The organism is Thiomicrorhabdus sp. (assembly GCF_041583835.1).
Lineage (GTDB): Bacteria > Pseudomonadota > Gammaproteobacteria > Thiomicrospirales > Thiomicrospiraceae > Thiomicrorhabdus.
In genome coordinates this window covers 1-13,088 of the sequence record NZ_JBFHFC010000022.1, presented here as the reverse complement: position 1 = coordinate 13,088, position 13,088 = coordinate 1, and the positions used below count along the sequence as shown (strand labels likewise).

At 50.2% G+C, this 13,088-nt stretch carries 10 protein-coding genes and 1 tRNA gene; 9 read left to right on the top strand and 2 right to left on the bottom strand.

Going from position 1 to position 13,088, the window contains the following annotated elements; genetic code table 11:
* Positions 1 to 68 precede the first annotated feature (68 nt).
* The 8 genes from ABY044_RS09980 (at position 69) to serS (ending at position 11,319) form a co-directional block, all read left to right on the top strand.
* Entirely contained in the window at positions 69 to 2,636 is a 2,568-nt protein-coding gene (locus ABY044_RS09980; RefSeq protein ID WP_373020348.1) for a DNA translocase FtsK, read from the top strand.
* Positions 2,637 to 2,704: 68 nt separating this feature from the next.
* Positions 2,705 to 3,325, top strand: coding sequence for an outer membrane lipoprotein carrier protein LolA (locus ABY044_RS09975; protein ID WP_373020346.1), 621 nt, complete (start codon positions 2,705 to 2,707; stop codon positions 3,323 to 3,325).
* Positions 3,325 to 4,659 carry a replication-associated recombination protein A gene (locus tag ABY044_RS09970; protein WP_373020345.1) on the top strand — a complete coding sequence of 445 codons (1,335 nt, stop codon included), beginning with the start codon at positions 3,325 to 3,327 and terminating at the stop codon, positions 4,657 to 4,659. The genes ABY044_RS09975 and ABY044_RS09970 overlap by 1 nt, the downstream gene beginning before the upstream one ends.
* A 49-nt stretch (positions 4,660 to 4,708) precedes the next feature.
* Positions 4,709 to 5,089, top strand: a complete 381-nt coding sequence (gene crcB, locus ABY044_RS09965) for a fluoride efflux transporter CrcB (protein WP_373020344.1) — start codon at positions 4,709 to 4,711, stop codon at positions 5,087 to 5,089.
* Between the two features lie 177 nt (positions 5,090 to 5,266).
* Positions 5,267 to 6,391, top strand: a complete 1,125-nt coding sequence (gcvT, locus tag ABY044_RS09960; RefSeq protein WP_373020342.1) for a glycine cleavage system aminomethyltransferase GcvT — start codon at positions 5,267 to 5,269, stop codon at positions 6,389 to 6,391.
* Positions 6,392 to 6,494: 103 nt separating this feature from the next.
* Positions 6,495 to 6,866, top strand: coding sequence for a glycine cleavage system protein GcvH (gene gcvH, locus ABY044_RS09955; RefSeq protein WP_373020340.1), 372 nt, complete (start codon positions 6,495 to 6,497; stop codon positions 6,864 to 6,866).
* Positions 6,867 to 6,899: 33 nt separating this feature from the next.
* Complete coding sequence (gene gcvP, locus ABY044_RS09950; protein ID WP_373020338.1) at positions 6,900 to 9,815, top strand: aminomethyl-transferring glycine dehydrogenase; 2,916 nt, start codon at positions 6,900 to 6,902, stop codon at positions 9,813 to 9,815.
* Positions 9,816 to 10,032: 217 nt separating this feature from the next.
* The gene (serS, locus tag ABY044_RS09945; RefSeq protein WP_373020336.1) at positions 10,033 to 11,319 is read left to right on the top strand and encodes a serine--tRNA ligase; all 1,287 of its coding nucleotides are present in this window, start codon (positions 10,033 to 10,035) and stop codon (positions 11,317 to 11,319) included.
* A 60-nt stretch (positions 11,320 to 11,379) separates the two neighbouring features.
* Here the strand turns inward: serS and ABY044_RS09940 are convergent, their stop codons facing one another.
* Complete coding sequence (locus ABY044_RS09940) at positions 11,380 to 11,715, bottom strand: MGMT family protein (protein ID WP_373020334.1); 336 nt, start codon at positions 11,713 to 11,715, stop codon at positions 11,380 to 11,382.
* Positions 11,716 to 11,837: 122 nt separating this feature from the next.
* On the opposite strand from ABY044_RS09940, the gene ABY044_RS09935 reads away from it, so the two are divergent.
* A tRNA-Ser gene (locus ABY044_RS09935) sits at positions 11,838 to 11,928 on the top strand.
* An 83-nt stretch (positions 11,929 to 12,011) separates the two neighbouring features.
* Here the strand turns inward: ABY044_RS09935 and ABY044_RS09930 are convergent.
* A partial coding sequence (locus tag ABY044_RS09930; RefSeq protein WP_373020332.1) for a diguanylate cyclase domain-containing protein occupies positions 12,012 to 13,088 on the bottom strand: 1,077 nt, incomplete at its 5' end.

The window sequence follows — 13,088 nt, the reverse complement described above, 5'->3', positions numbered from 1 at the left end:
TATTCAATATCCATACACAGTGGGTGAAAGACGTATAAGTTGAGTGTAACAGAGAATCCGAGTTTTCGATGACCTTTAAACCAGTCAAATCTCCATCAAAAGAAGAATCCGTTCAAACCGAGAAAAAGTCCTCAAACGGCCAGTTTAACTGGGTGTTGAAAGACAGTCTGGTGTTAAGCTGTATCGGCTTGGCGTTCTTCCTTTTTATTGTCTTGTTTAGCTATGATCCGCAAGATCCGGGATTTGATTCCGCCGGCGGTGTTTATGAGCTGAAAAACTACGGCGGTAAGACCGGAGCCTGGTTGTCGTCGATGATTTTGTACGTCTTCGGCATTTTCGGTTTCCTGATTCCGTTCGGAATTCTATTGGCCGGTTGGGTGACCTTGAAGATACGCTCCGGCAGCGAGTTGGATTATTTCCGTTTCGGAGTCAGTCTTTTAGGGTTGTTGCTGTTGATCTCCGCCGGTGCCGGTCTGGCCAATCTGTATATGGATCCTGATAATGCCTTGATTCAATTGCCGTATTCGGCCGGTGGGGTTTGGGGTTATGAACTCAGTACCTGGCTGGTATCGGGAATTGATCTGTTGGGCGCAACCTTGGTGTTGTTGGTTTTGTTTGCCATTGCATTCAGCATGTTAACCAGTTATTCCTGGCTGACGATTGTGGAAGTGACCGGGCGCATGGCGGTTTTATTAAGCGAAAAAATCCAAGCTCAATTCCATGAAAAGGTGCAACATTCGGACAAAATGAAAGGTTGGTTTGAAAAGATCGACTTGAAACGTCCTCTACAAAATTCGAATGCTCAGATCGGTACGGCCTCCAAGCCCGCGTTGGCCGACACAACGAAAAAGCCAATCTCAAAGGTATTGGGTGTTTTCAAAAAGGGAGAACCGGCTACGGATGACGTTAACGTAAGTGAAAAGACTTTGGCGGTCGGAGCGTTGGACGATATTGAACTTGATAGCTCAGCACCTAAGATGCAAAACTCTGCGGTCGCCAATTCAAGCGAAATCGCTTCGGAACCGAATGTCGCGGAAGCCAGTGCGGTGGTTTCGAATTCAAGCGAACCGAAACCGGGAAATTTGTCGCATGTCAAAGTAGGCACCAGACAAACGGCCAGTTCGACGGTGCCGATCATTCAGTCCGGAGATTTGCCGAGTCTGGATTTACTTGATCCGCCGCCGGATTATGAAGAAGGCTTTTCCGAAGACGAACTAAAAGCCCTGTCAAACCTGTTGGAACAGCGTCTGCTCGACTTTGGCGTGACCGTCAAGGTTGAATCCGTGCAGCCGGGACCGGTCGTTACCCGTTTTGAAATTCTGCCTGCACCGGGCGTTAAGGTCAGTCAGATTAATAACCTGGCTAAAGATTTGGCGAGGGTACTGTCGGTACAATCGGTTCGTGTCGTTGACATCATTCCCGGTAAGGCATTTGTGGGAATCGAGATTCCGAACGAACAACGCGAACTGGTCAGTTTCAGGGAAGTTTTGTCTTCTGACGAATTCCAGCGCGCCAAGTCGCCGCTAACCATTGCGTTAGGTAAAGACATTTCCGGAAAACCGGTCGTGGCGGATATTGCCAAGATGCCGCACTTGTTGGTGGCGGGTACCACCGGTTCCGGTAAGTCGGTCGGGGTTAACAGTATGATCTTGAGTCTATTGTATAAGAGCCGTCCGGATGAAGTCCGTCTGATCATGGTCGACCCTAAGATGTTGGAGTTGTCGATTTACGAAGATATTCCGCATTTGTTGACGCCGGTGGTCACCGATATGAGCGATGCCGCCAATGCGTTGCGTTGGTGCGTATTCGAAATGGATCGCCGTTATCAGCTGATGGCCAAAATGGGTGTGAGAAACATTGCCGGTTTCAATCTCAAAGTGAAAGAAGCGATTGAAAAGGGCGAGCCTCTGATCGATCCGCTTTATCAACAGGCGGCTAACTTCGGACATGAAATGGGCGAGAAGCCGCCGACATTGGAACCGTTGCCGTTTATCGTGGTGGTGGTCGACGAGTTTGCCGATATGATCATGGTAGTCGGTAAAGAAGTCGAACAGTTGATCGCCCGTATCGCCCAGAAGGCGCGTGCGGCGGGTATCCATTTAGTTCTTGCAACCCAGCGTCCGTCGGTGAATGTCATTACCGGTCTGATCAAGGCCAATATTCCGACCCGAATTTCCTTTATGGTTAATACCAAAATCGACTCGCGTACCATTCTCGATCAGGGTGGTGCCGAGCAGTTGTTGGGGATGGGGGATATGTTGTTCCTACCGCCGGGTTCCGGTTCGCCAAGACGTGTTCACGGCGCCTTCATGACCGATGAAGAAGTGCATAGAGTGGTGGAATTCATTAAGACCCAGGGTGAACCGCAGTATCTGGAAACGATTACGCAAGGACCGACTTCGGATGCGGGTTCCGAGGGCGGTTACGAAGACGCCGAGCAGGATGCGTTGTACGACGAAGCGGTGGAATTTGTGATTCAAGGACGTCGGGTTTCGATCTCGTCAATCCAGCGACGCTTCAAGATCGGATACAACCGCGCCGCGCGTATTGTCGAAACCATGGAAGCGTCCGGAGTGGTCTCCACCATGCAATCGAACGGTAACCGTGAAGTCCTGGCGCCTAAGCCGCAGGATTGATGGTCGGAATCTAAACCGATTTAACCGACCAATTTATTTAAACGAAATAACGATTAAAAGAGCGCTTAATGAAATTAAACAGATCCTTTAACTGGTTGATGGGGCTTATTTTCACGGTTTCCATGCCGGTTTACGCACAATCCGAATTGCAAGACTACGTTAACCAATTGAAAACGTTCAGCGCCGATTTCGATCAAATTCAGCCGGACGAAGAACGTTTTACCACGAATGCCTCAAGCGGATATTTTAAGCTGCAACGTCCGGGGAAACTGGTGTGGCATTACCTAAAACCGGAACCGCAGAAAATCGTGGCGGACGGTATTAACCTATGGGTTCAGGACGATGATCTGGAGCAGGTTACGGTGCGTCCGATCAACGATATCAAGTCGGAGATCCCGCTAAGCTGGCTGCTGTATGACGAACCGATCGAAGATCGCTTTACCATCATTCACGAAGGTTCGGCCAACGGAAAGCAGCGTTATAACCTTAAGCCAAAGGAAGCTACCTATTTCCAAAGCATCGAAATTGTTTTGCAAGGCGGACAGATGACGGAAGTATGGATGTACCAAAGTGCCGATAACGTTACCCGGGTTCGTTTCAAGAATATCAAGATGAACCTGACGGTTCCTGCCGATGAGTTTAAGTTTAAATTGCCTAAGGGTTATGATTTGGTAGGTCAGCCGCAATAATGAGCCTTTATCAGCCACTTTCCGACCGATTACGTCCGCAGAATCTGGACGATTATGTCGGGCAAAAACATTTGCTCGGGCCTAACCGGGCTTTGTCGCGTATGTTCACCAGCGGCAACTTGCATTCCATGGTGTTCTGGGGGCCGCCGGGAACCGGAAAAACCACGCTGGCACGTTTGATCGCCAAACAGTCCGACTTGCAGTTCATCAGCCTTTCGGCGGTATTGGACGGTGTTAAAGATGTGCGTGCAGCCGTGGAACAAGCTAAGTTACACCGCCAGCAATTTCAGCAAGGCACCTTGTTGTTCGTCGACGAGGTTCATCGTTTTAACAAGGCGCAACAGGATGCGTTTTTGCCGTTTGTCGAAGACGGCACCTTTGTATTTATCGGTGCGACGACCGAGAACCCGTCGTTCGAGTTGAATAACGCTTTGTTGTCACGAGCTCGCGTCTATGTTCTACGCAGTTTGGAAGAGTCCGAATTGGCCGAAGTTTTGGAACGCGGCATCGAAATGCTGTCGAACGATCTGGAAGCGTCCGCCGGTGCTCGACTTCAGGTTGAAGAAGAGGCAAAAAGCCTGTTTTTACAGGCTGCCGACGGCGACGCCCGCCGCTTGCTTAACCTGTTGGAACAGGCGGTCGATTTTGCCGAACCCGATCCGGAAATCGAAGGTCAGCTGATCTTATCCGCCGAACATTGTAAAGAAGTGGTTCAAGGCGGTTTAAGACGTTTCGACAAAGGCGGCGAGGCATTTTACGACCAGATTTCCGCACTGCATAAATCCGTGCGCGGTTCCGATCCGAATGCGGCGCTTTATTGGTTGGTGCGTATGTTGGACGGGGGCGTCGACCCGCGTTATTTAGCGAGGCGTTTGATTCGTATGGCCAGCGAAGAGATCGGAAATGCCGACACTCGCGCTTTGCAGTTGGCGCTGAACGCGGCGGAAGCCTACGAGCGTTTGGGCTCGCCCGAAGGGGATTTGGCATTGGCTCAGGCGGCAACCTATTTGGCGGTGGCGCCGAAGTCGAATGCCGCATACATGGCTTATAACGCTGCGTTGGCGGACGTGAAAGAACATGGTTCCTATGAGGTGCCGCTTCACCTTCGCAATGCGCCGACTAAGCTGATGGCGGAAATGGATTACGGCAAAGGCTATCGTTATGCCCATGACGAGCCGGAAGCGTTTGCAGCGGGCGAGTGCTACTTCCCGGAAGAGATGGCCGAACGGGATTATTATCAACCGGCGGATCGCGGCTTGGAAATTAAGATTTCCGCCAAGATGGAGCATCTGCGCCAGTTGAATGCCAACGCAATTTATAAGAGACGTTCTTAATTTTAACGGTTAAGGGTATGCATAATTCGATGGAGAGGGGGCTAAAAAAATGACAGGACTTGCATGGCTTGCGATTGCCGCAGGCGGCGCTCTGGGAGCCGTTTCGCGTTTTGCCGTGTCGCATCAGACCTACCAATGGCTGGGGCGCGATTTTGCCTGGGGAACGCTGTCGGTCAATGTGATCGGTTCGTTCGTCATGGGACTTGTCGCGGTTTTGCTGGTAGACAAGTTGGGCGCCTCAAACGAATGGCGTTCATTCATCATGGTCGGTTTTTTAGGTGCCTTCACTACGTTTTCCACTTTCTCGTACGAGACTATGCAGTACATCGAAGTCGGGGAAATGAATAAGGCGTTGATGAATATCGCCGTCAGCGTCATTACTTGCGTGGTCGCAGTCTGGTTGGGAATGCTCGCCGCCCGCCAAATTTAATGCTTTTCAAAGCTGTGGATAACCGCTGTTTCGGCATTATTCTGGCATCATTAAATCTCTCATTACGGGGATAGAAAATCTCGAACCTATCTCCTTGATAAGTCTATAGAATAGTAGTTTTTACGGATTAAGCCGTTTCCTTCAAAATAGGCCCGGCTTTGCTTCTAGGACGTCATTATGCAGCAAACGCCCACAGCCCTTAAATACACTCCTCTTTACGGTTTACATCAGCAATTAGGCGCGAAACTGGTTGAATTCGCCGGTTACTCCATGCCGCTTCAATATCCCATGGGCATCAAACAAGAGCATCTGCATACCCGCACAAAAGCCGGTCTGTTCGATGTTTCGCACATGGGTCAAATTATTCTCAAAGGCGAACGTGCCGCCGAGGCGTTGGAAAAATTGGTGCCGGTCGATATTGTCGACTTGCCGTTAATGCGCCAGCGTTATGCGTTGTTCACCAATTCCGAGGGCGGCATTCTGGATGATTTGATGGTGACCAATACGGGGGAAAGTTTCTTTTTGGTCGTCAACGCGGCCTGTAAAGAGCGGGATATCCAGCATCTTAAGAAAAACCTGCAAGGTCTGTGCGATATCGAGGTGTTGGAAGATCGGGCTTTGTTGGCATTGCAAGGCCCGATGGCGGCAAAAGTGATGGCGAAGTTGGCGCCGGAATCCGGCCAAATGGTGTTTATGTCGGCGGCGGATTTGACGCTGAATGGCGTGGAGTGTCTGGTAACGCGTTCGGGTTACACCGGAGAGGACGGTTTTGAGATTTCCGTTTCGGCCGAACAGGCCGAATCTTTAACTCGTCGATTGCTGGAAGAGGACGGCGTTGAGATGATCGGTTTGGGTGCGCGCGACTCTTTGCGTTTGGAAGCCGGACTGTGTTTGTACGGTCACGATTTGACTGAAACCGTTACGCCGGTCGAAGCCAGTTTGGTTTGGGCGCTTTCAAAGGCGAGACGTCAAGACGGCGAACGCCCAGGCGGTTATCCGGGAGACAAGGTCATTATGGCGCAATTGCAGCAGGGTTCAGAGATCAAGCGAGTCGGATTGAAACCGGAAGGTAAAATCCCGGTGCGCGAGAATGCCCAGATCGAGGATGGTAACGATCAAGTGGTCGGTACGGTCAGCAGCGGCGGTTTCGGGCCGAGTGTCGGCGGCCCGATTTCAATGGGCTACGTGCCGACGGAGTTAGCCGAAATCGGAACGCGATTACTGGCGATAGTCAGAAATAAGGAAGTGCCGATGAGAGTGGTGGCGTTGCCGTTTGTGGAAACCCATTACTATCGGGGGTAAGCAGCAGGTAGGCGACAGGACAAAAGCGAATCGGTTTAGCAGTGACAATAAAACAGATAACAGTAAAAAAACAGCAATAAAAAAAACAGTAGGAGAAGATGCGGTGAGCCAAATTAAATACAGCGAAGAGCATGAGTGGGTTCAAGTAGATGATGACGGAATTGCGTCAATCGGCATTACCGATTTTGCCCAGGCGCAACTGGGCGATTTGGTGTATATCGAATTGCCGGAAGAGGGGCAAGATATTCAAAAAGGCGAATCGATCTCGGTGATCGAATCGGTCAAAGCGGCCAGCGAACTCTATGCGCCGGTCAACGGCACCATTGTGGAAGTCAATCACGCGTTGGACGACGAGCCCGAGTTGGTGAATCAAAATGCCATGTCCACCTGGTTCATTAAAGTCAAACTGACGGACATCGCCGAGCTGGATGACTTGATGGACGAAACCGCTTATCAGGCTTGTATTGCCGAATAATCGACATTCCTAATGAATAGGTGAGGAGCGTTTATGGTGAAGGCAGGGGTTACGGACTTAGCTTCATTGTCGTTGGATGCGTTGCAGTACGGTGATGAATTTGTAAACCGTCATTTGGGGCCGGATGAAAAAGAACAGGCCTGTATGTTACAGAGTTTGGGTTTGACTTCAATGGAGGAACTGTTGGACAGTGTCGTTCCAGAAGCAATCCGTCGCCATGACGATATGGCTCTGGAAGAGGGGCTGACCGAACATCAGTCGCTGGCCCGGTTAAAAACCATCGCCGCAAAGAATACCGTCTGTAAATCCTTCATCGGCATGGGCTACCACAACACCTTTACGCCACCGACCATTCAACGCAACATCTTGGAAAATCCCGCTTGGTATACCGCCTATACGCCTTATCAAGCGGAAATCTCCCAAGGCCGCTTGGAAGCGATGCTCAACTTTCAAACCATGGTGTCCGATCTTACCGCCATGGAACTTGCCAATGCTTCAATGTTGGACGAAGCGACGGCCTGTGCCGAAGCGATGACGTTGTGCCAACGTATGAGTAAATCCAAAGGCAAGGTGTTTCTGGTGGCGGAAGACTGTCATCCGCAAAACATCGCCGTCGTTAAAACCCGAGCCGAGCCTTTGGGGATTGAGGTGGTGGTGGCGAATCCGACAAAGGGCATCGAAGATTTGGATTTGTTCGGCATGTTGTTGCAGTATCCGGGAACCGACGGCAAGGTGGCGGATTACACCGCTTTGATCGAGCAGGCGCATCGGCAACAGGCTTTGGTGGCCGTTGCCGCCGACTTATTAAGTCTGACGTTACTCAAACCGCCGGGTGAGATGGGTGCGGATGTGGTGGTCGGCAACACGCAACGATTCGGCGTACCACTGGGTTACGGCGGTCCGCATGCCGCCTATATGGCAACCCGAGACGCTTTCAAGCGTTCCATGCCGGGGCGCTTGATCGGAGTTTCCGTGGATAGCCGTGGACAGAAAGCATATCGCTTGGCGCTACAAACACGCGAACAACATATCCGCCGCGAGAAGGCCACCAGTAACATCTGTACCGCGCAAGCTTTATTAGCGGTGATGGCGAGCATGTATGCGGTTTACCAGGGTCCGCAAGGTCTGACCAAAATCGCCTATCGAGTGCATCGGTTGACTCACTTCCTGGCGGAAGGATTGAAAAACTTAGGCTGTTTGCTTGTTCATCAACAATATTTCGATACCTTGAGAATTCGTACCTTCGGGCAAGCGTCGCAAATCCTTGAAGGTGCTTTGAAAAAGGGCATTAACCTACGTCTGATCGATTCAGACAATATTGCGATCTCTTTGGACGAAACCACAACAATCGAAGACGTGAAGCAGCTTTGGGATGTATTTGCAGATGTTAAGTCGATTGAATTCAGAGTCGACGACATTGAAGCGTCCTCTTGCGATGTGATACCTGAAACCTTGCAGCGTCAGTCCGGCTTTTTGACGCATCCGGTGTTCAATCAGCATCATTCGGAAACCGAGATGATGCGTTATATGCGCCGACTGGCGGATAAAGATCTGGCTCTGGATCGTGCCATGATTCCGTTGGGTTCCTGCACCATGAAACTCAATGCCGCTGCCGAACTCATGCCGATTTCATGGCCGGAATTCGCTCAACTGCATCCTTTTGCGCCCGCGGATCAGGCTCAAGGTTATCAACAGCTTTGTCGGGAATTGGAAGCGATGTTGTGTGCGGCAACCGGCTACGATGCGGTTTCCTTGCAACCGAATTCCGGTGCGCAGGGCGAATACGCCGGACTGTTGGCGATCGGCGCTTATCATCGCAGTCGAGGCGAAGGGCATCGTGATGTCTGTCTGATTCCCGCGTCCGCGCACGGAACCAATCCCGCTTCGGCGCACATGGCCGGAATGCAGGTTGTAGTAGTGGCGACTTCGGCGTCGGGCGATATCGATTTGGACGATTTGAAGAATAAGCTGGAGCTACATTCGGACAAGTTAGCGGCGATTATGATTACGTATCCGTCCACTCACGGCGTGTTCGAAGACAATGTCAAAACCGTTTGCGACTGGGTGCATCAACACGGCGGACAGGTTTACATCGACGGTGCCAATATGAACGCCATGGTCGGTGTTTGTGCGCCCGGTCAGTTCGGCGGTGATGTTTCGCACTTGAATCTGCATAAAACCTTTGCGATTCCGCACGGCGGAGGCGGACCGGGGGTTGGGCCGATTGGCGTAAAACAACATCTTGCCGAATTCCTGCCGGGCAGTGTGTTGCAGACAAAGTCCGAGTTCTCTCAAGGCGTGGGGGCGGTTTCCGGCGCACCGCAGGGAAGCGCGGGCGTATTGCCGATCAGTTGGATGTATATTGCGATGATGGGGCGCAGCGGTTTGAAACAAGCCACGGCTACGGCCATCTTGAGTGCCAACTACATCGCCGTCAGATTGGCCGATCATTATCCGATTTTATTCACTGATGCACACGGGCGAGTTGCACATGAATGCATTATCGATCTGCGACCGATCAAAGAAGAGACCGGTATCAGTGTCGACGACGTCGCCAAGCGTCTGATCGATTACGGTTTTCATGCGCCGACCATGTCGTTTCCGGTGGCCGGCACTCTGATGATCGAACCGACCGAGTCGGAATCCAAAGACGAAATCGATCGCTTCTGCGATGCCATGATCGCCATCAAGCGGGAAATAGACGACGTTGCCAACGGCAAACTCGATGCCGAAGACAATCCGTTGAAACATGCGCCGCATACGGCCGATCAGGTTATGGCCGACGATTGGCCGCATGCCTATAGCCGTGAATTGGCGGCGTATCCGTTGGAATCGTTGAAGCAAAACAAATATTGGCCGGTGGTCGGGCGGGTCGATAATGTGTTCGGCGACCGTAATCTGGTGTGTGCTTGTCCGCCGATGAGCGACTATCAAACTGAAACCTCCTGAACTTATCCTGTAAACGGGCTGCATCGTTCGGCTGCGACCCGTTTTTCAATACGGTTCGTCCGAAATCGATTTACTCTGTTTTAAATCTGACGAATTCCGCAGAATATGGCGTGTAATTGCAGCATCGACAAACGCAATTGATGTTAGAATAATTCGCAAAATTTACGTCGTCCCGCGACGGCTGAAAAAACAGAATAATCAAACACAGAGAGTCACCATGTTAGATGCAAAGCTACTGAGAACAGAGCTGGAAACGGTTGCTGAAAAATTGAAAACTCGCGGTTTTGAATTGGATACCGCGCAGATTGAAACTTTGGAAGCGCAACGTAAAGAGTTGCAGGCCAAAACCCAATCCTTGCAAGCGGAGCGTAATAGCCGTTCGAAAGAGATCGGTAAAGCCAAATCGCAAGGCCTGGATATCGAACCGCTATTGGCGGAAGTGGCTGATTTGGGCGACCAGTTGGAAGCGGCTAAAACCGCATCGGACGAAGTACAGGCTCAAATCGAAGACATCTACGCCGGTATTCCTAATCTTCCTCACGAATCCACGCCGATTGGCGGGGGCGAAGACGACAACGTCGAAATCCGTAAATGGGGCGAGCCGAAAGCATTTGATTTTGAAGTTAAAGATCACGTTGATTTGATGGAAGCGCGCGGCTGGTACGACAACGACGCGGCCGTTAAGATCGCTTCTTCGCGTTTCTCCGTGTTAAAAGGATCGGTTGCCAAGTTGCAGCGCGCTTTGACTCAGTTCATGTTGGATACGCATGCAGAAAGCGGCTATAACGAAGTTTACGTGCCTTACATCGTCAACCAGCACAGCTTGCGCGGAACCGGGCAGTTGCCTAAGTTTGAAGAAGACCTGTATAAGTTGAGTAAGCACGAAGAACACGATACCAATGACCGTGACCTTTACTTGATTCCGACTGCCGAAGTGCCGATCACCAACTTGTTCCGCGATGAAATCATCGAAGAGTCCGAGTTGCCGATTCGTATGGTCGGTCACACACCGTGTTTCCGTTCCGAAGCGGGTTCATACGGACGTGATACCAAAGGTTTGATTCGTCAGCACCAGTTTGAAAAAGTCGAAATGGTACAGCTTGTACATCCTGAAAAGTCGCATGAAGCGCTTGAAGAGCTGACCGGCCATGCAGAATTGATTCTACAAAAGCTGGGTCTTCCGTACCGCGTACTGGCGTTGTGTACCGGTGACATCGAGTTCTCTTCCGCCAAAACTTACGATTTGGAAGTATGGTTGCCGGGTCAGAGCGCATATCGTGAAATCTCTTCATGCTCGAACTTTGAAGATTTCCAGGCACGTCGTCTGTTGGCGCGTTTCCGTTCCGGTAACGACAAGCCTCAGTTGGTTCACACTTTGAACGGTTCCGGTCTAGCGGTTGGTCGTACTCTGGTTGCGGTATTGGAGAACTATCAGAACGCCGACGGCAGCATTACCGTGCCGGAAGCGTTGCGTCCTTACATGGGCGGTGCGGAAGTACTTTAATATCCTCGTGATATGCTCGATAAAAGAACCAGGCTTGCCTGGTTTTTTTATGTCTGCGATTCAGGATTCATTGAAGTCGAAAAAGACCGATTCAAAATCGGCGACTTTGGAATCTTTAATTTCCAGACCTTCCTGTTTCAGTAACTCGATCTTCTTTTCATGACCCAAGGCGTAATGACCGATTGCACCATTGCTATTGACCACACGGTGGCAGGGCACTTCAATCAGATAAGGGTTTTTCGCCATCGCCGTCCCAACAGCCCGATAAGCTTTGCTGCCCAACGCATCGGCAATTGCCTTGTACGTTGTGACTCTGCCTTCGGGAATGCGTTTAAGCAGTTCATAACAACGGATTTGAAAGGGCGTAAGGGTCGGTTCCGGCTTTAAGCTTTTCATAATTCTCAACGGGCTAGGCTAAATAATTGGTTTAATAAAGATTGTATATTTTTTTACAAAAATATGAACAAAACGCCTTGCAAAAAACTCTGGGGGCTCTATAATACGCCACATCAAACATTGGTGGACTGGCTGAGCGGTTGAAGGCGGCGGTCTTGAAAACCGTTGTAGGTTAGTAGCCTACCTGGGGTTCGAATCCCTAGTCCACCGCCATATTCTTAAAACCCGCATTGAGTAATCTCAATGCGGGTTTTTTTATGTCTTCGTTATTATCACGAATATTTGAAATCCGTTTCTTAATGTTGGTTTTCTTCCGGGAAGCACACTCTACCTTTGCCGCTTTCTTTGGCTGTGTACATGGCGTCGTCGGCGAGGCTGATGAGTTTGTCTAGGTTGTCGCTGTGCTTAGGGTATAGCGCTATACCGATACTGGCACCTAATTGTAGGATGTGGCCTTCGACATGGATTGGATCTTGAATTTTATGCAGCAGTTTTTGTCCTAAGCGTTCGGCGTGTTTAACCATGGATAGCTTGGGAGCGATAAGGGCGAATTCGTCGCCGCCCAAACGAATAAGTATGTCTTGTTCGCGCACGCTACTTTGCAGTCGTTTGGCGACGATTTTGAGCACTTCGTCGCCGATATGATGGCCGTATTGATCGTTGATGGGTTTGAAACCATCCAGATCGAAGAAGAATACGGCATAAGGCGTTGATTGATCATGTGGAAGCACCAGGTTTAAACCTTGTGCCTGGTCGAGGATGTGGCGGTTGAAAAGACCGGTCAATTCGTCGTGAAATGCCATGTGATGGGTTTTATAGAGTAAATACTGTTTTTCTAAATAAGAAGCTGCCAGAAAATAGGCTAAAAACGCTAATAAAACCAATCCGACGGCGATGTAGGCAATGCTGCCTAAAAGCGCGTTTTGAGTGTCTGTATAAAACTTGGAGGCGGGCAAAAACGAGATTAAGACCCATTGATAATCATCTAATTGGGTTTGGGTTTTAAAGACGGTATCCTTAAAGTCGTAGTGCCAATTTCTAGTGTGGTTATTTGGCTTTAACGGCAGTAGGATTTTGTAGCTGTAAAGACCCTCGGGAGTGCGGATTTGTCCGGCTTTTTGTTTTTGCATCTGACGCCAAATACCGGGGTGTTCGTTTGCAAAAGAAACCTGTTTTTTATCGGCAAACATAAAGCCCCATTCTTTTTCTTTAATAGGTCCTTTCATCCAGTAACCGTCATGGTCTAGCAGCATGAGTGACGAGCGGGAATCCAAAGCTTGCGTACCAAAATTAAGGGTATCCAGTAAGTGTTGTCCATAGTAGTTTAGGATGATGCTGCCTTGAGGTTGGTTGTTTATGTCGAACAGATGCAT